This window comes from Halomonas sp. DQ26W, from assembly GCF_003339685.1.
Classification (GTDB): domain Bacteria; phylum Pseudomonadota; class Gammaproteobacteria; order Pseudomonadales; family Halomonadaceae; genus Halomonas.
Window position 1 is genome coordinate 127,968 of sequence record NZ_QPKI01000007.1, and the last position, 17,861, is coordinate 145,828.

General features: G+C 62.8%; 20 protein-coding genes. 11 read left to right on the top strand and 9 right to left on the bottom strand.

Going from position 1 to position 17,861, the window contains the following annotated elements; genetic code table 11:
- Positions 1 to 4: 4 nt before the first annotated feature.
- From DU490_RS05740 to miaB, 4 genes are all read right to left on the bottom strand, one after another.
- Complete coding sequence (locus DU490_RS05740; protein ID WP_114573371.1) at positions 5 to 877, bottom strand: HlyC/CorC family transporter; 873 nt, start codon at positions 875 to 877, stop codon at positions 5 to 7.
- Complete coding sequence (gene ybeY / locus DU490_RS05745) at positions 874 to 1,404, bottom strand: rRNA maturation RNase YbeY (RefSeq protein ID WP_114573372.1); 531 nt, start codon at positions 1,402 to 1,404, stop codon at positions 874 to 876. Before ybeY ends, DU490_RS05740 begins: the two co-directional genes overlap by 4 nt.
- Complete coding sequence (locus DU490_RS05750; protein WP_114573397.1) at positions 1,401 to 2,486, bottom strand: PhoH family protein; 1,086 nt, start codon at positions 2,484 to 2,486, stop codon at positions 1,401 to 1,403. The genes ybeY and DU490_RS05750 overlap by 4 nt, the downstream gene beginning before the upstream one ends.
- 75 nt (positions 2,487 to 2,561) lie before the next feature.
- A complete protein-coding gene (miaB, locus tag DU490_RS05755; RefSeq protein WP_114573373.1) occupies positions 2,562 to 3,905 on the bottom strand; it encodes a tRNA (N6-isopentenyl adenosine(37)-C2)-methylthiotransferase MiaB in 1,344 nt (447 codons plus the stop codon).
- A 244-nt stretch (positions 3,906 to 4,149) separates the two neighbouring features.
- Between miaB and DU490_RS05760 the strand changes: the two genes are divergently transcribed.
- From DU490_RS05760 to DU490_RS05770, 3 genes are all read left to right on the top strand, one after another.
- The gene (locus DU490_RS05760) at positions 4,150 to 4,479 is read left to right on the top strand and encodes a DUF1820 family protein (RefSeq protein ID WP_114573374.1); all 330 of its coding nucleotides are present in this window, start codon (positions 4,150 to 4,152) and stop codon (positions 4,477 to 4,479) included.
- Positions 4,480 to 4,724: 245 nt separating this feature from the next.
- Positions 4,725 to 5,354: a TIGR04211 family SH3 domain-containing protein gene (locus tag DU490_RS05765; protein ID WP_114573375.1), complete on the top strand. Its 630-nt coding sequence runs from the start codon at positions 4,725 to 4,727 to the stop codon at positions 5,352 to 5,354.
- A gap of 61 nt (positions 5,355 to 5,415) precedes the next feature.
- Positions 5,416 to 6,054, top strand: coding sequence for a thiopurine S-methyltransferase (locus tag DU490_RS05770; protein WP_114573376.1), 639 nt, complete (start codon positions 5,416 to 5,418; stop codon positions 6,052 to 6,054).
- A 165-nt stretch (positions 6,055 to 6,219) separates the two neighbouring features.
- Here DU490_RS05770 and DU490_RS05775 read toward each other — a convergent pair whose 3' ends face one another.
- Positions 6,220 to 6,822: a YajG family lipoprotein gene (locus tag DU490_RS05775; protein WP_114573377.1), complete on the bottom strand. Its 603-nt coding sequence runs from the start codon at positions 6,820 to 6,822 to the stop codon at positions 6,220 to 6,222.
- 121 nt (positions 6,823 to 6,943) lie between these two features.
- On the opposite strand from DU490_RS05775, the gene DU490_RS05780 reads away from it, so the two are divergent.
- On the top strand, positions 6,944 to 7,384 hold the full coding sequence (locus tag DU490_RS05780) for a GNAT family N-acetyltransferase (RefSeq protein ID WP_181869974.1): 441 nt from the start codon (positions 6,944 to 6,946) through the stop codon (positions 7,382 to 7,384).
- Between the two features lie 22 nt (positions 7,385 to 7,406).
- On the opposite strand, the gene DU490_RS05785 is transcribed toward DU490_RS05780, so the two are convergent.
- The 4 genes from DU490_RS05785 to cysP are packed head-to-tail and all read right to left on the bottom strand — an operon-like array spanning position 7,407 to position 11,192.
- Positions 7,407 to 8,501, bottom strand: coding sequence for a sulfate/molybdate ABC transporter ATP-binding protein (locus tag DU490_RS05785; protein ID WP_114573379.1), 1,095 nt, complete (start codon positions 8,499 to 8,501; stop codon positions 7,407 to 7,409).
- The gene (cysW, locus tag DU490_RS05790) at positions 8,498 to 9,325 is read right to left on the bottom strand and encodes a sulfate ABC transporter permease subunit CysW (RefSeq protein ID WP_114573380.1); all 828 of its coding nucleotides are present in this window, start codon (positions 9,323 to 9,325) and stop codon (positions 8,498 to 8,500) included. Before cysW ends, DU490_RS05785 begins: the two co-directional genes overlap by 4 nt.
- Positions 9,325 to 10,182 carry a sulfate ABC transporter permease subunit CysT gene (cysT, locus tag DU490_RS05795; RefSeq protein ID WP_114573381.1) on the bottom strand — a complete coding sequence of 286 codons (858 nt, stop codon included), beginning with the start codon at positions 10,180 to 10,182 and terminating at the stop codon, positions 9,325 to 9,327. Before cysT ends, cysW begins: the two co-directional genes overlap by 1 nt.
- A complete protein-coding gene (cysP, locus tag DU490_RS05800; RefSeq protein ID WP_114573382.1) occupies positions 10,182 to 11,192 on the bottom strand; it encodes a thiosulfate ABC transporter substrate-binding protein CysP in 1,011 nt (336 codons plus the stop codon). The genes cysT and cysP overlap by 1 nt, the downstream gene beginning before the upstream one ends.
- Positions 11,193 to 11,384: 192 nt before the next feature.
- Between cysP and rpe the strand changes: the two genes are divergently transcribed.
- The 7 genes from rpe (at position 11,385) to trpC (ending at position 17,502) form a co-directional block, all read left to right on the top strand.
- Complete coding sequence (gene rpe, locus DU490_RS05805; RefSeq protein ID WP_114573383.1) at positions 11,385 to 12,098, top strand: ribulose-phosphate 3-epimerase; 714 nt, start codon at positions 11,385 to 11,387, stop codon at positions 12,096 to 12,098.
- Positions 12,095 to 12,388: a GIY-YIG nuclease family protein gene (locus tag DU490_RS05810; protein ID WP_309485730.1), complete on the top strand. Its 294-nt coding sequence runs from the start codon at positions 12,095 to 12,097 to the stop codon at positions 12,386 to 12,388. Before rpe ends, DU490_RS05810 begins: the two co-directional genes overlap by 4 nt.
- Positions 12,373 to 13,038 (top strand): phosphoglycolate phosphatase, encoded by a 666-nt coding sequence (locus tag DU490_RS05815; protein ID WP_114573384.1) that lies wholly within the window; start codon positions 12,373 to 12,375, stop codon positions 13,036 to 13,038. The genes DU490_RS05810 and DU490_RS05815 overlap by 16 nt, the downstream gene beginning before the upstream one ends.
- 40 nt (positions 13,039 to 13,078) lie before the next feature.
- The gene (trpE, locus tag DU490_RS05820; RefSeq protein ID WP_114573399.1) at positions 13,079 to 14,572 is read left to right on the top strand and encodes an anthranilate synthase component I; all 1,494 of its coding nucleotides are present in this window, start codon (positions 13,079 to 13,081) and stop codon (positions 14,570 to 14,572) included.
- Between the two features lie 431 nt (positions 14,573 to 15,003).
- Positions 15,004 to 15,588, top strand: a complete 585-nt coding sequence (locus DU490_RS05830) for an aminodeoxychorismate/anthranilate synthase component II (RefSeq protein WP_114573386.1) — start codon at positions 15,004 to 15,006, stop codon at positions 15,586 to 15,588.
- Between the two features lie 33 nt (positions 15,589 to 15,621).
- Entirely contained in the window at positions 15,622 to 16,641 is a 1,020-nt protein-coding gene (gene trpD, locus DU490_RS05835; RefSeq protein ID WP_114573387.1) for an anthranilate phosphoribosyltransferase, read from the top strand.
- Positions 16,642 to 16,692: 51 nt separating this feature from the next.
- Positions 16,693 to 17,502, top strand: coding sequence for an indole-3-glycerol phosphate synthase TrpC (trpC, locus tag DU490_RS05840; protein WP_114573388.1), 810 nt, complete (start codon positions 16,693 to 16,695; stop codon positions 17,500 to 17,502).
- The last annotated feature ends 359 nt before the right edge of the window (positions 17,503 to 17,861 follow it).

The following is a 17,861-nucleotide window of genomic DNA, read 5'->3' on the forward strand; positions in this document are numbered from 1 at the left end:
GTGTCTATTCGTCCGTGAGTGCGTCACTGCTCGGGGCTGCTTCCAGCAGGCGGATACGGCGATTGTCGGCGTTGAGCACGGTGAAGCGCCAGCCGCCCAGCTCGGCATGTTCGCCACGGCCGGGAAGGTGGCCGAAGCGCTGCATGACCAGCCCGCCGACCGTATCGAACTCGTCATCGGAGAAGTCGGTACCGAATCGCTCGTTGAAGTCCTCGATTGCTGTCAGAGCGCGGATGGCATAGCGACCCTCGCCTAACTCGCGGATATCGTCGTCCTCGTCGGTATCGTGCTCGTCTTCGATGTCACCGACGATTTGCTCGAGAATATCCTCGATGGTAACGATGCCCGCGGTACCGCCATATTCGTCGACCACCACTGCCATGTGGTTGTGGGTATCGCGAAATTCCTTGAGCAGGCTGTTGAGTCGCTTGGATTCCGGCACGAACATGGCGGGGCGCAGGATATCCTCGATACGGAAGTTCTCGCGCTCTTCATCTGGACAGTTGAGCAATCGCAGCAGGTCCTTGACCAGCAGCAGCCCCTTTATTTCGTCAAGATTCTCACCGATGACCGGGTAACGGGAGTGGCCCGTCTCGTCGATCAGCGCCAGGTACTCGTCCGGCGGCTGATCGGCAGCAATGGCCGCGACCTGGGAGCGTGGTATCAGCACTTCGCGGACCTGTTGGTCACTGATATTCAGGGCGCCTTCGATGATCATCATCGCATCCTGTTCCAGCTTCAGCCGAGAGCCGGCCTGGCGCAGGAATTCCATCAGCTCTTCCCGCGAACTGGGTCCATCATTATCACCCGAGAGGGCGCCGAGTAGTTTCTCGAGCCAGGACTTCCCGCCCTGGCCGGTCGATCGGTCTTCACTCATGGGTCGAGTCTCTCGTCCTCACTGTCGAAGTGTCGCTCGCCACTGCTGACGCCCATATCTAGGGCCGACAGGTAAGGGTCGGCAATGGAAAAGGTCGCCAGGATATCGCGTTCCAGCTGTTCCATGGCTTCGGCTTCTATCTCCTCGGCATGGTCATGCCCGAGCAGATGCAGTGTGCCATGTACCACCAGGTGAGCGTAGTGATCGTTGAGCCGCTTATCCTGCTCGAGGGCTTCCCGCATCACGACAGGATGGCAGATCACCAGGTCGCCTAGCAGCGAAAGCTCGATGCCAGGGGGGGGGTCGAAAGGGAACGAGAGCACATTGGTGGGCTGGTCGCGGCCACGATAGTCCCGGTTAAGAGCCTGGCTCTCGTCAGCATCGACGAAGCGGATAGTGAGCTCAGTACGGTGTTCTTCCGGGTGGTGTGACAGTACGGCACCGACCCAGGACTCGAGCGTCGACTGCCCCGGCAGGGAGCTGCAGTTGTAGGCCACCTGACGGTCGACTATCGCGGCGAGGCTCATGATTCGCCGTAGTCCTTGTTGCCCCTTTGGCGCTCACGCTCCTGGCGGAGTGACTCGCGCTCGCGGGTGCGGGCATCGGCCCGAGCACGGTCCTGGACCTCCTGCTCGGCCTCGAAGCTCTCGTAGGCCTCGATGATGCGCTGTACCAGCGGGTGGCGTACCACATCCTTGGCGGCGAAGTGCGTGACGCCAATGCCGGGAGTGCCTCGTAGTACTTCCAGCACCTGGATCAGGCCGGAGCTCGACCCTCGGGGCAGGTCGACCTGGGTGACGTCGCCGGTAATCACGGCGGTTGAGCCGAAGCCGATACGGGTCAGGAACATTTTCATCTGCTCGCGAGTGGTGTTCTGGCTCTCGTCGAGAATGATGAAGGCATTGTTCAAGGTGCGCCCACGCATGTAGGCCAGTGGGGCGATCTCGATCACTTGGCGTTCGATCAACTTGCCTACCTGCTCGAAGCCCAGCATTTCGTAGAGGGCATCGTAGAGCGGGCGCAGGTAGGGGTCGATCTTCTGGGCCAGGTCGCCGGGCAGAAAGCCGAGTTTTTCACCCGCCTCCACGGCCGGCCGCACCAGCAGGATGCGGCGCACTTCCTGATGGTTAAGCGCCTCCACCGCCGCGGCGACGGCCAGATAGGTCTTGCCGGTACCGGCCGGGCCGATGCCGAAGTTGATATCATGGGCGCGAATGCTCGTGACATAGCTCTGCTGGTTCTGTCCGCGCGGCTTGATCAGTACCTTGGGCGTGCGCAGCAGTACGTCGCCATCTTCGTGCCCTTCTTCCTCCTCCAGCGCCTCGAGGCCGGACTCTTGCAGGAACAGATGCACGGTATCCGGCGACAGGACGCCAGCTTCGGCTTCGCGATAGAGATGTTCCAGTACATTCGCGGCCGCTTTCACCCGATTTCCAGGGCCTGCCAGCTGAAACACGTTACCGCGATTGCGAAGGGTGACGTCGAGTCGCTCCTCGACCAGTTTGAGGTGCTCGTCACGCTGACCGCAGAGATTGGCCAGGCGCTGAGGGTCATTGGGTTCGAGGCTCAATGTGATGATGCGGTTCGCCTGAGAAGTTGGCTGGCTCAAGACAAGGGGATCCATGCGTTGCGAATGTGGGCTCAGCTTACTGCCCCGGCGAAGGCCGGGGCAATGGCAGAATACTCAGTGTAGTGCCGGCGAGTACAGCTCGCCACGTAGCGAGTTGGGTAGCGCTTCGGTGATGGTGACATCGACGAAGTGACCGATCAGCTCGGTGGGGTTGGCGGCCCGGAAGTTGACCACCCGATTGTTTTCGGTGCGCCCGGTGAGCTGGCCAGGATCCCTTGGCGAGAAGCCGGTGACCAGAATTCGCTGGGTCGTCCCCACCATCCGACGGCTGATCTGCATAGCCTGCTGGATGATGCGTTCCTGCAGGATCGCCAGGCGCTGCTTCTTGACGCTCTCGGGGGTATCGTCGGCAAGGCTTGCCGCCGGCGTGCCGGGGCGGGCCGAGTAGACGAAGCTGAAGGAATGATCGAAGCCGATGCGGTGGATCAGATCCATGGTCGCTTCGAAATCCGCTTCGGTCTCGCCGGGAAAGCCGATGATGAAGTCCGACGAGAAGCTGATGTCGGGGCGCAGCTTGCGGATGCGCTCCAGCTTCTCCACATACTCCTCGACGGTGTGGCCGCGCTTCATCGCCGCCAGAATACGGTCGGAGCCGGCCTGTACCGGCAGGTGCAGGTGGCTGACCAGTTCCGGTACCTCGCCATAGGCCTCGATCAGGCTGTCGGTGAACTCCACCGGGTGAGACGTGGTGAAGCGAACGCGATCGATGCCTTCCACCGCCGCCACGCAGGCGATCAGCTCGGCCAGGTCGATCTCGTCACCGAGCTGGTTCTCCCCGCGGTAGGCATTGACGTTCTGTCCCAGCAGGTTGATCTCGCGTACCCCCTGATCGGCCAGGTGGATGACTTCGTCCATGACCGACTCGAAGGGGCGTGACACTTCCTCGCCGCGGGTATAGGGCACGACACAGAAGGTGCAGTACTTGGAGCAGCCTTCCATGACCGAGACGAAGGCGGTGGCCCCGTCCGAGCTGGGGCTGGGCAGGTGATCGAACTTCTCGATCTCCGGGAAGGTGACGTCGACCACGGAAATCTGATCGTTGCGCCGGGAGTCGAGCATGGCCGGGACACGGTGCAGTGTCTGGGGGCCGAAGACCATGTCGACATGGGGGGCACGCTTGCGCAGAGCCTCCCCTTCCTGACTGGCCACGCAGCCCCCGACGCCGATCACCAGGTCGGGATTGGCCTCCTTGAGTTTCTTCCAGCGACCGAGCTGGTGGAAGACCTTCTCCTGGGCCTTCTCGCGAATCGAGCAGGTATTGAGAAGGATGACGTCGGCGTCGCCTTCGTCGTCGGTCAGTTCCAACTGATGGGATTCGCCGAGCAGATCCGCCATGCGAGCGGAGTCGTACTCGTTCATCTGGCAGCCGTGGGTCTTGATGAAGAGTTTCTTCGCCATAAGAATAGGATCGCGATCGGTTGCCCGACGCTTGCGTCACCGGTGAGTGGAGTGTCGCGGGAATGCGGCTCGGCCAGCCTGCCGGGCCGTTCTCGAAGATGGGAACATTATACGGAACCAGGGGCAGCGGGGCCAGCGTGGTGGTCTCGTCGCCCATCGACTGTGTTACGCTTGCGAGTCTGCAGGGGTGTGCCCCGTTTCTGGGTGCACTACGGTCAATCGAACGGGAAGGAATGACGGCTTTATGGCGGCCAAGCCGATCTATCGGGTGGTTTTTCACCAACAAGGTGAAGTGTGGGAACTCTATGCCCGCGAGATATTCCAAAGTGACCTCTGGGGCTTCATCGAGATCGAGGAGTTCGTCTTCCAGGATGGCTCGAAGCTGGTGGTGGACCCCTCGGCTGACAAGCTGCGCCACACCTTCGACGGTGTGATCCGCAGCTATCTGCCGATCAACTCCATCGTGCGTATCGATGAGGTGGAGCGAGAGGGACCCGCGCGGGCAGTCAAGAGCGAAGGGCGCATTGCCGAGTTCCCGCGTGCGCCGATGCCGCCGCCCAAGAGTGAGCGCTAAGCGCTAGGGGAGGAGCGCTGAGCTGCAACCGCTGGTCATGAATCGACCAGCCTGACCCGGGGCCGTATGGGGTAACAAGTGGCCGCGCATTTCCAGTGCTTTTTCCGGGACCTATCCACAGAATCTGTGGGTAGCTCCCTCAGACATTGGTCTCATCGGCTGCCGGACGAACGGGAGGTTCTGAGGCGGCATACAGGTCGCGGCGCAGCAGCTGCCGCAGGAGCCTTCGATAGCAGGACAACGGCATGACAATGCATAGACTCACGACCCTCATGGCGGGCGTCACACTGGGGCTGATGGCCCTGCCGCTGCACGCCCAGCAGAGTTCAGACGCCACCCACTGGGTATCCGACGAACTCACTACCTATGTTCGCAGCGGACCAACCGATGGTTACCGCATTGTCGGCACCCTGACTTCCGGTGAGCCAGTTACCCTGCTGGAAACCAGTGGTGACTATAGCCGGGTTAGCGATACCGAGGGCAGTACCGTCTGGGTGCTCAGCAACGAATTGCAGGAGCAGCCGAGTGCGCGGCAGCAGTTGCCGGAACTCGAAAGGCAGGTGGCTGAGCTGGAAGAGCGGTTAGGCAGAATCAACGAGACCTGGGAGGACCGGGTATCGGCGATGACCGAGACCCTTGATGTTCGTGAGCAGCGAATCGCCGAGCTGGAGGCGAGCAATCGCCAGCTCGACAGCGAAGCCGACCGTTCACGGCAGACTAATCGCCAGTTGCAGGCACGACTGGACACCCAGGAAGAAGACCTGCTGATTCGCTATTTCATGTATGGCGGCGGAGTGGCCGGTGCCGGCCTGCTGGTGGGGCTTATCATTCCTCATCTGCCACGCAAGAAACGCAAGCGCGACCGGTGGTTCTAATACATCGCTGGTGTTACGCAAACGCTGGTTCTATCGGGTAGCTGGTTTCAACGGAGAAAGTATGGTCGGGGAATGGCTGGACCGCTGGCATGAAGGGCGCATCGGATTTCATCGCTCACAGGTGCATCCGGCCTTGATGCAGTACTGGCCACTGCTCGGGGCAATGCCAGGCACCAAGGTTCTGGTACCGCTCTGTGGCAAGAGCCTCGACATGCGCTGGCTGGCTCGCCATGATCATCCGGTACTGGGTATCGAGCTGGCCGAGGAAGCGATCGAGCAATTCGTCGCCGAAGGTACCGGTGAAATATCCCGCTATCGGCAGGAGCCCTTTGCCGTCTGTCGCCAAGGCAACGTCGAGATATGGTGTGGCGATTTCTTTCATTTTCATATCGAGCAGGCCGCCGAAATTGACGCCTTCTATGACCGGGGCGCGCTGATCGCCTTGCCGGCAGCAACGCGCCAGCGCTATGCCTTCCACTTAGGTCAATTGACCCCGCCCGGTGCTCGTGGGCTATTGATCAGTCTGGTGCGCGCCCCGGGCGACGAGGGTGGCCCGCCGTTCAGCGTCACTGCTGACGAGGTTCGAGAGCTCTTCGAGCCCAACTTCCTGGTCACACACCTCGAGGATGGGGAGCCCGAAGAGGGCAGCGGCTTTCGTGAAAGCGTTTGGGCCATGGTTCGCCGCGGGCCCGCCGTCTAGGAACTGTCCCACTAAGAATTGTCCCACTAAGAATTGTCCGGCTAGGCACTGTCCGAGAACTGGCTGGGCTCGTCGCCTTTTTGACAAAGCCTGGCAAGCCTGAAAAACCCAAGCCGGGCGCCCTTTTTGGGCGGCCGCTTGTTGTTTGGGGAGTGGGCGGCTCACTCAACGCGCCAGCAGCTGCCCCAGCTCCGGGTCGCGGAAAGCACGATCGAGTCCATTGCTCAGCAGGTCATTGAGCATGCGTGCATTGGTATCGCGATCCGGCCGGAAGGCATAGCTCTGGGTGCGGCGAGAGGTGTAAGTGCCGGTATAGGTGTTGCCGGCATTGACCGCCCTTGCTTCGAATACCGCCTCGAGTCGGGCCTCGTCGATGACTGGCCGGCTTTCACCGCGCTCATATCCCAGGTGTACCAGTGTGAGGGTAAGGGTGGGTCGTCCCTCTGCCGGTTCGGTGGTGGGTGAAAAGCCCATCTCTCGTACGGCGCGTTCGGCTTCGCGTTGTAGCCTGGGCACTAGTTCATGGGCACTCACTGTGATGGTGGAGGTGGCCATTGCACTGCCGCTACGGGTGCCGATCACTTCGCTATCGCGGTCATCCACGGCCATCACTGTGACGGCCTGGCCACTGCCGGTCGTGGGGACGTCGGCGGTACGCTGTGGATTCAGTTGAAGATAGTGAGGGCTGGCACAGCCTGCCAGCAGGGCACTGGTCAGTAGCAAGGCGGCTGCACGCAGAGTCAGAAGGGGAAAAGGGCGTCGAATCATCTGGGACTCTCCTGGGTGGTGATGGAGGGTGGCGAGTATAGCCGAGAAGGCCAACGGCAACAGCGTTGAGTGTACCGGCGCCAGAGCAGTTACAATGGGGTTCCTCCAAGGGAGAGTGCTCATGATTCGACCCGCAGCCAAGGTAGACATGCCGCAGCTCGTCGATATCTGGTTGCGTGCCTCGCAGCTGGCTCACGACTTCATTCCCGCCGAGTTCTGGCAGCGTCGCTCCCACGACATGGCCACCCGTTCTCTACCGGGCGCAGAGACGCATGTGCTTGAGCTGGGTGGTAGCGTGATCGGCTTTTCGGCCCTCAATGGCGACCACCTCGAGGCGCTGTTCATCGATCCGGCCTACCAGCGCTTCGGTCATGGCACGCACTTGATGGCCCATGCCATGGCGTGCCGGAAGCGAATCACATTGTGTGTCTACTCGCGCAATGTGCGTGCCGTTTCGTTCTATCGAAGGCTGGGGTTCCAGATGATCGAGGATCGCATTGAGCCGCTAAGCGGTGAAAGTGAAACCTTGATGGCCTGGTCCCGCCAGCCCAACGTCGAGTGATCCTGTCGGGCCATCGGCCGGTTCAGGCGGCCTCTAGTCGCTTGCATTCGGGCGTGCTGCGTTCGTCGGGAAATCGATGCCAGCGACGCGGTACCGCGAACAGCCGCATGCCGCGGGTCAACCCGAGACGCTCGTAATCGGCATGGCGAACGGTGGCCAGCCAGGGCTCGCCCAGCCAGTCGGCTTCCAGCTCCACCCTGACCTCGGCACCCACCGGCGAGATCGCCGTTACGGTGACCGGTAGATGGGCATTGTCCGTAGCGCGCTCCACCAGTTCCACCTCGTGGGGGCGCAGCAGCAGTTGTTCTGCGCCATCGGGCAGGTCCACTGCCAGGCGGGCGTCGCCGCAGGTCAGAACGCCATCCCGCACCGAGCCCTCCAGGTGGTTCACATCCCCCAGGAACTCGAACACGAAGCGGTTGGTCGGCGCGCGGTAGAGCGTGTCCGGGGTATCGATCTGCTCGATGCGTCCATTGCTCATCACCACCACCCGGTCGGATAGCTCGAGGGCCTCTTCCTGGTCGTGGGTGACGAAAACACTGGTGAAATTGAGTTCGTCGTGCAGGTGGCGCAGCCAACGGCGCAGCTCCTGGCGCACCTTTGCGTCCAGTGCGCCGAAGGGCTCGTCGAGCAGCAGAACCTCAGGGCGAAGGGCCAGCGCCCGGGCCAGCGAGACGCGCTGCTGCTGGCCACCGGAGAGCTGCGCGGGGTAGCGATTCGCCAACTGCTCGAGCTTGACCATTTCCAGCAGCCGATGGACCCGGGCACGGATCTCGCCGCTGGTGGGCCGGCTCTTGCGCGGCATGACGGTGAGACCAAAGGCGACGTTGTCGAACACGGTCATGTGACGGAACAGCGCGTAATGCTGGAAGACGAAGCCGATGCGCCGGTCACGGACATGCAGGTTGGTCACGTCACGATCGCCGAACAGGATGCGTCCGGCTGGCTCGCGATCGGCGGATTCCAGACCGGCCATGATGCGCAACAGGGTGGTCTTGCCGGAACCGGAGGGCCCCAGCAGGCCTATCAGCTCGCCGTCGCGAATATCCAGGTTCACCGGCTCCAGGGCCAGGCTCTTGCCGAAATGCTTGGCAACGTTGTGAAGGCGGATGCTCATGTGTGAACCTCCCGGCGCGCGGCGCGCCATTCCAGGCTGGCCTTGGCGACCAGCGTGAGCAGGGCGATCAGGGCCAGCAGCGATGCGCTGGCGAAGGCGCCCACGGTGTTGTAGTCCTGGTACAGCTGTTCCAGATGTAGCGGCAGGGTATTGGTCTGGCCGCGAATGGCCCCCGAGACCACCGAGACGGCGCCGAACTCCCCCACCGCACGGGCGTTGGTAAGTATCACGCCGTAGAGCAGTGCCCAGCGAATGTTGGGCAACGTCACCCGTCGAAAGACTGTCCAGCCCGGGGCTCCCAGGGTCACAGCAGCTTCTTCTTCCCGGGAGCCCTGAGCCTGCATCAACGGTATGAGTTCACGGGCCACGAAGGGGCAGGTGACGAAGATGGTGACCATCAGGATGCCCGGCCAGGCGAACATCAGCTGGATATCGTATCCGTCCAGCCAGCTGCCGAGCCAGCCGGTGCGGCCATAGAGCAGCAGGTAGATAAGGCCGGCGACCACCGGCGAGACCGCAAAGGGGATATCGATCAGGGTCTGCAGGATGCGCCGCCCGGGGAAGGTGAAGCGAGTGACCAGCCACGCCAGCGCCACGCCGAATACCAGACAGATCGGAATCGTCAGCAGGGCGATGAACAGAGTCAGTCCGATGGCCGCCACGGTGTATTCGTTGCTGACGTTGCTCCAGAACACCCCCACCCCCTGGGCGAAGGCCTGGGCGAAGATCGCCACCAGCGGCAGCAGCAGGAAGAGTGCCGAAAGTGCCACGGCGAGGAACACGAGCAGGCGCCGAACTCGGGGCGCATCACCGATTCGCTGCATCAGCCGGCTCCTCCATGCAGCCGCTTGATGAAGCGACCCTGCCAGATATTGATCACCAGCAGCAGGGCCAGCGAGACGAACAGCACCACCGAGGCGATGGCCGAGGCGCCGACATAGTCGTACTCCTGCAGCTTGACGAAGATCATCAGCGCGGTGATTTCGGTCTCGTAAGGCATGTTGCCGGCGATGAAGATGATGGCGCCGAACTCCCCCAGCGAGCGCACGAAGGCGAGCCCGGTGCCGGTGACCAGTGCCGGCCACAGGTGGGGCAGGATCACACGGCGAAAGGCCGTGCCGTCGGAGGCGCCGAGGGTTAGAGCGGCTTCATCGACCTCGTGGGGCAGGTCCTCCAGCACCGGCTGCACCGTGCGCACTACGAAAGGAATGCTGGTGAAGGCCATGGCCAGGGCGATGCCGACCCAGGTATAGGCGACCTGAAAGCCCAGTGGCTCGAGCAACCGTCCCATCCAGCCGTTGCTGGAGTAGAGCGTTGCCAGGGTAATGCCGGCAACCGCGGTGGGCAGGGCGAAAGGCAAGTCCATCAGCGCGTCGAGCAACCGCTTGCCGGGAAAGTCGTAGCGCACCAGCACCCAGGCGAGCAGCAGACCGAAGGCGCCGTTGACCAGGGCGGCAACCGCCGCGGCACCAATGGTGACCACGTAGCTGGCTACCACCCGGCCCTCGGTGATGATCGCCCAGTATTCGGCCAGGCTGAGCCCGGCCAACTGACCGAACAGACCGGTCAGCGGCAGCAGCAGCACCAGCGAGATGAACATCAGGCTGATGCCAAGCGAGAGACCGAAACCCGGCAGCACCCGCTTGGGGGCGCTGCCGGCGCGAGTGGCTAGCGTGATCATCAGCGGCGCTGTAACTGGTCCAGCAGGGCACCGCCGGCGAAGTGCTCATCCATGGCCTGCTCCCAGCTACCGACGATGTCCTCTACCCGCAGCAGCTCGGTTTCCGGGAACTGGTCGGCGAACTCTTCCACGATTGCCTCGTGATGGACACGATAGTTGAAGTTGGCCAGCATGCGCTGGGCCTCTTCGCTGTAGAGGTACTCGACATAGGCCTGGGCCAGGTCCTGGGTGCCGTTGCGCTCGGCGTTGGGCTCGACCACCGCCACCGGGAATTCGGCTAGGATGCTGACCGGCGGCACGATGACCTCATAGTCGTCCTGGCCGTATTCACCGCGAATGTTGTTCACCTCCGACTCGAAGCTGATCAGCACATCGCCGATGCCGCGCTCGATGAAGCTGGTGGTGGCACCACGGCCGCCGGTGTCGAACACTGCCACGTTGCGCAGGAAAGTGCGCATGAAGTCGTGGATCTGCTCCTCGTCGCCATCGAAGTGCTGCTGTGCAAAGCCCCAGGCGGCCAGGTAGGTGTAGCGCCCGTTGCCTGAAGTCTTGGGGTTGGGGAAGACCATCTTGACGTCTTCACGCACCAGATCATCCCAGCTTTCGATGCCCTTGGGGTTGTCCTTACGCACCAGGAAAGCCGTGGTGGAGTAGTAGGGCGAGGCGTTGTTGGGCAACTGCTGCTGCCAGTCCTCGGCAACCAGGCCGGCATCGGCGAGTACCTGTACGTCGGTCACCTGGTTGTAGGTCACCACGTCGGCGCGCAGCCCCTGCAGGATGGCGCGGGCCTGGGCGGAGGAGCCGCCATGGGACTGCTGGATGGCGATTTCTTCGCCCTGCTCGGCCTGCCACCAGTCGCGGAACTCCGGATTGATGGCGGAGAAGAGTTCGCGGGCAATGTCGTAGGAGGAGTTGAGAATCTCGCGCTCGGCGGCCAGAGCCGGGGTGGCAAGGCTGGCGCCCAGGGCAACGGCAAGTGCGATGCGTCGAACGGTGGACAGCAGCTGCATGGGAGACACTCCATCAAGATAAGGTTGAGGGCAAGAGTAAATCTGGAAACGGGGAATTACAATTGTGTTTTTTATTCTATTTTGAAATATAACTGTGGCGCTTTTCCGCTCCCGCTTGGCCCGACTCCCCCGTCTCCGGTGCTTCCTGATAGAATGCGGGCCTCTCTTTCCGAGCGACAGCCTGGACATCCCATGACCGACGCGACCCGTGATTTCCTTATTGCCCCCTCCATTCTGTCCGCCGACTTCGCCCGCCTGGGTGAGGAAGTGGATAACGTATTGGCTGCCGGGGCCGATGTCGTCCACTTCGATGTCATGGACAACCACTACGTCCCCAACCTGACCATTGGACCCATGGTCTGTGAGGCCCTGCGCAAGCACGGGGTGACGGCACCCATCGACGTGCACCTCATGGTGCGCCCGGTGGACCAATTGATCGGCGAGTTCATCGCAGCGGGGGCCAGCTACATCACCTTCCACCCCGAAGCCTCCGACCACATCGACCGATCGCTTCAGCTGATACGCGATGGCGGCTGCAAGGCGGGGTTGGTGTTCAACCCGGCGACACCGCTCTCCTACCTCGACTACGTGATGGACAAGGTCGACATGATCCTGCTGATGAGCGTCAACCCGGGGTTCGGTGGCCAGGCCTTCCTGCCGGGCACGCTGGACAAGCTGCGTGAGGCGCGCCAGCGTATCGATGCCTCGGGGCGGGCGATTCGCCTCGAGATCGACGGTGGTGTCAAGGTCGACAACATCGCCGAGATCGCCGCGGCCGGTGCCGACACCTTCGTGGCCGGCTCCGCGATCTTCAAGGCGACCAACGCCGCCGACCCACATCGCTACGACAGCGTGCTTCGCGATTTTCGTGAGCAGTTGGCCACGGTGCAGGTCGGCGAGCGGTGAACACGGAAGCGCCGCTGTGGTACCTCTATATGGTCGAAACGCCTCAAGGCGTGCTCTATACCGGTATCACCACTGATGTCGCGCGTCGCGTGGCCCAGCATGAAGTCGGGCGGGGCGCCAAGGCCCTGCGCGGGCGTGGGCCGCTTGTGCTGGTGCATCACGAGGCGGTAGGCAGCCACGGGCAGGCACTTCGCCTCGAAGCCGAGGTCAAGCGATTGACGGCGGCGCGCAAACGGACCTGGCTGGATGGCCGGCAGGTCAGCGAGGAAACCTCATGCACCCGATTCTGAAGGACATCCGCCTGGTGGCGTTCGACCTCGACGGCACCCTGGTCGATTCCGTACCCGACCTGGCGGCCGCCGTGGACAGGGTGCTGGGTGAACTCGACCTGCCTGCAGCCGGGGAGGCGAAGGTAACGGCATGGGTCGGTAACGGTTCACTCACGCTGGTGGAGCGAGCGCTGACCGATGCGCTGGGCGAGTCCCCCGGGGCCGAGCCGCTTGAAGCGGGGAATCTTCGCTTTCTTTACCACTACGGGCGGGATCCGGGGTCGCGCACACGTCTCTACCCTGGTGTGCGTGAAGCGCTGGATGCCCTGCAGGCAGGCGGCTGGATCCTGACACTCGTCACCAACAAGCCCTACGCCTTCATCGAGCCGATCCTGGCGCAATTTGGCCTCGAGAGGCATTTCGCCCTGGCGCTGGGCGGGGATTCGTTGCAGCGGAAAAAGCCCGATCCGGCACCGCTGCTGCATGTGGCGTCGCATTTCGACGTGCCCCCGCCGGCCTGTCTGATGGTGGGGGATTCGCGTCACGATATCGCCGCCGGTCGCGCGGCCGGTTTTCGAACCCTGGCGGTTCCCTACGGTTACAATCATGGCGAACCGGTGAGCAATAGCCTCCCCGACGGCCTCATCGAATCGCTGACAGAACTCGTTTAGCCACCACCAGCTAGACAACACCACCAAGGATCCGGGCATGATGACACCCGAACGCTTCCATGAGTTGGCCGCTACCGGCTACAACCGCATTCCGGTCACCCGCGAGGTGCTGGCCGATCTCGACACTCCGCTATCCACCTACATGAAGCTGGCCGACGAACCCTGGACGTTCCTGCTGGAGTCGGTGCAGGGGGGCGAGAAGTGGGGGCGCTACTCGATCATCGGTTTACCCTGCCAGGAGCGCATCGAAGTGCGCGGCTTCAGCGTCAGCCGTTTTCTGGGCGACGAGTGCCAGGAGACGACCGAGGTGGAAGACCCTCTGAGCTGGATCGAGGCGTTTCATGCAGGCTTCAACGTGCCGCGGCTGGACGACCAGCCCCGCTTCGATGGCGGCCTGGTGGGTTACTTCGGTTACGACACCATCCGTTACATCGAGCCGCGCCTGCGCGTCCCTAACGTGGCCACCAAGCCAGACCCGCTCGGGGTTCCTGATATTCTGCTGATGGTCTGCGACGACCTGGTGGTATTCGACAACCTTTCGGGCCGGCTGACGCTCTGGACCCATGCCCACCCCGCCGAGCCGGACGCCTACGAGGCGGCGGTTGAGCGGCTGCGTCAACTCGAGATCCGCCTGCGCAGCGCCACGCTCAACACCACCAGTCCCGGCACCGGGCGCAGTGCTGTGGAGGAGGGGCATTTCACCTCCGGCTTCACTGAGGCGGGCTTCAAGTCGGCGGTGGAGACGATCAAGGAGTACGTTCTGGCCGGCGACGTCATGCAGTGCGTGCCGTCGCAGCGCATGTCGATTCCCTACCAGGCTTCGCCACTGGATCTCTATCGCGCCCTGAGAAGCCTCAATCCTTCGCCCTACATGTTCTTCTTCAATCTCGACGACCACCATGTGGTGGGCTCATCGCCGGAGATCCTCACCCGCCTGGAGGATGGCGAAGTGACGGTGCGTCCGATCGCCGGTACCCGGGTGCGGGGCAAGACCGAGGAGGAGGACCGGGAGCTGGAAGTCGACCTGCTGGGCGACCCCAAGGAGGTTGCCGAGCACCTGATGTTGATTGACCTGGGGCGCAACGACGTGGGGCGCATCAGCGAAACGGGCTCGGTGGTGGTGACCGACCAGATGGTCGTGGAGCGTTACTCCCACGTGATGCACATCGTCTCCAACGTCACCGGGCGGTTGCGGCCGGGGCTCTCCGCCATGGATGTGCTGCGTGCCACCTTCCCGGCGGGAACCCTCTCCGGTGCTCCCAAGATTCGCGCCATGGAGATCATCGACGAACTGGAGCCGGTCAAGCGCGGCGTCTACTCCGGTGCGGTGGGCTATCTTTCGTGGCATGGCAACATGGATACCGCCATTGCCATCCGCACCGCGGTAATCAAGGACGGCGTGCTGCACGTGCAGGCCGGCGCCGGTATCGTCGCGGACTCGGTCCCCGAGATGGAGTGGCAGGAAACCCTCAACAAGGGGCGCGCGATTTTCCGTGCGGTGGCCATGGCCGAGAAGGGGCTGGATAACCTTTAGGCGCCTCGCCGGTGACGACGAGCAGGGCCAGCCAGAGCAGGGTGTGGCGGGATCAACGCATCGCCAATCTCCTTTTTGCGGTAGCGCATTGGCTCGATGATAGAAACTGTGGCCTGACCTTGCCAGGCGTGCCGCGTTACGGGAGCGAAGTTCCAGTCGATGACGCCATGAGCCTCCGGCGCATTGACAGCCAGCCCGGCACAACGGCACTATTGCGTCATGACAACACCAGCTCACATGCATTCAAGCCGGACGTGGTGGCGCTCCTGAAGCGGGGCGGCATACCTGAGTCTTGAATGATCATGCCGCCGTCGGGGCGGCATTTTTGTGTCCTGGTGACCACTGCACGGCTGGCATGCGCAACCAACCCGATCTGGTTAACCTCTGCGAGGCCAATGGCCACCTGCAACAGAAACAGGACTATTACTGCCATGTCCGTGCTGATGATCGATAACTATGACAGCTTCACCTTCAATGTGGTGCAGTATCTGGCCGAATTGGGGGCCGATGTGGTCACCCATCGCAACGATACCATCACCTTGGAAGAGATCGAAGCGCTGGCCCCGAGTCATCTGGTCATTTCACCCGGGCCCTGCACACCCAACGAGGCGGGCATTTCCTTGGAGGCGATTCGCCACTTCGCCGGCCGGCTGCCGATTCTCGGTATCTGCCTGGGTCACCAGGCTATCGGCCAGGTATACGGTGGGAAGGTCGTGCGCGCGCCTCAGGTGATGCATGGCAAAACCTCACACATTCGCCACCATGGCCAAGGTGTCTTCGAAGGGCTGGCGGACCCGCTGGAGGTGACCCGCTATCATTCCCTGGTAGTGGCGGCCGATTGCGTGCCTGAGTGTCTCGAGGTGACCGCCTGGACCGGCCAGGATGACGTCACGCCAGGCCTGGTCATGGGCCTGCGCCATCGCGAGCTGGACATCGAAGGGGTCCAGTTCCACCCGGAGTCGATCCTTACTCGCCAGGGGCATGAGCTACTGGCCAATTTCCTGAAGCGTCGCTGACCCGCGCCCGACAGAGACAGAGGAGTCCTGCCCATGCAGATGCGAGAGGCCATTGCCGCAGTGATGCGCCGCGAGAACCTGAGCTTCGATGCGACTCACGGGGTGATGCAGCAGATCATGACCGGTGAAGCCACCGATGCCCAGATCGGCGGTCTGCTGGTCGGACTGGCCATGAAGGGCGAGACCGCCGAGGAGATCGGCGCGGCGGCTCAGGTCATGCGCGAGCTCATGAATCGGGTCAGGGTCACGGCCGGCAATATTGTCGATATCGTCGGCACCGGTGGCGACGGTGCCAACCTGTTCAACGTCTCGACCGCCGCCAGTTTCGTGGCCGCCGCTGCCGGTGCCCATGTGGCCAAGCACGGTAATCGCAGCGTATCGTCCTCGTCCGGCAGCGCTGACCTGTTCGACGTGGCGGGCATCAACCTGGATCTCAAGCCGGACGAGGTGGGGCGCTGCATCGAACAGGTGGGTGTCGGCTTCATGTTTGCCCCCAACCACCACCCGGCCATGCGCTTTGCCGTCGGGGCACGCCGGGAAATGGGTGTGCGTACCCTGTTCAATATCCTAGGGCCGCTCACCAATCCCGCCGGCGCCCCCAATCAACTGCTGGGAGTCTACTCGCCGGAACTGGTTCCGCTGATGGCCGAAGTGCTTCAGCATCTCGGCAGCCATCATGTCATGGTGGTGCACGCCGAGGACGGCCTGGACGAGATCTCCCTGGCCGCTCCGACCCAGGTGGCGGAGCTCAAGGACGGCGAGGTCCGCCGCTATACGATCACCCCCGAAGCGCTGGGTATCGAGCGCCAGGACATGGCGCCGCTCAAGGTGGTCAGCGCAGAGGACAGCCTGCGACTGGTGCGCGAGGCCCTGGTGGGCGAAGGGCTGGCGGCGGACATCGTCGCGCTCAACGCCGGCGCTGCGCTCTACTGCGCGGATATCGCCGACTCTCTGAGCGAAGGCGTGGCCATGGCCCAGGACGCCCAGGCTTCCAAGCTGCCCCTGGAAAAAATGAAGGAGCTGGCCGACTTTACCCGTGTGCTGCTTCCCTGACTGAACTCGCCTGCGGCCCTATGAATGCCGCCTTGATAGCAGGATTTCACCATGAACCAGACGCAGGACGCACCCCCTACCATCCTGACCCGCATCCTGGCCCGCAAGGATGAAGAGGTCGCCGAGCGGCAGCGCGCCGTACCGGAGGCCGAGTTATTGGCGCTCGCCGAACGACAGGAGGCACCTCGCGGTTTCATTGCAGCGCTGAACCAGAGCATCGATGAGGGCGACCCGGCGGTGATCGCCGAGATCAAGAAGGCCTCCCCCTCACGGGGCGTCATCCGCGAAGATTTCCAGCCCGGCGAGATCGCCAAGAGCTATGCTGCCGGTGGCGCCTCCTGCCTCTCGGTGCTGACCGATGCCGACTTCTTCCAGGGCCATGAAGACTTCCTGATCGAGGCGCGCGAGGCCTGCGATCTGCCGGTGATTCGCAAGGACTTCATCACCCACGGCTATCAGGTCAGCGAAGCACGGGCCATCGGCGCCGATTGTATCCTGCTGATCGTCGCGGCCCTGGACGACGTCCGTATGGCGGACCTTTACCAGCAGGCGGTGCTGCTGGGCATGGATGTGCTGGTGGAAGTGCACGACGTGCGTGAGCTCGAGCGTGCGCTGAAGCTGGGGATCGACCTGGTGGGTATCAACAACCGCAACCTGCACACCTTCGAGACGCGCCTGGACACCACGCTGGACATGCTGACACATATACCGGCGGACATTACCGTGGTGACCGAGTCCGGCATCAATACCCGCAGCGACATGCTGCGCATGCGCGAGCACGACGTGAATGGCTTCCTCGTTGGTGAAGCCTTCATGCGCGAAGATGACCCCGGCGAAGCACTCAGACGGCTGTTCTTCTAAGCAGCGGCATTATCACAGAGGGCAGCCATCCAGGCAGCCCTCTTTGTTAGGTTCTTCACACTTTGGCGTGAATCTGCTCTGCACAGACTGCATTGTGGAAGGACGCCTCGGCGATAGCGACGCAGGCGCTCCTTGTTGGAGCGCTCGGTTCGGCGCCCCGACTCCGCATCGCGACTGGCGCCGCCAGGCGCCTTGGCGGAGGCTGAAACGCCGGTGATGGCCGCGAACGTTGGCAACACCGCCGGGAGGCCTGTGGCCTCCAGTCGTGAGCTGAAGCTACTCCGACAGCGGCGTGGCAACGTTGGTGGAGAAAGCCGCTGTTGGAGCGCTGGTTTCCATCGCGACTGGCGCCGATAGGC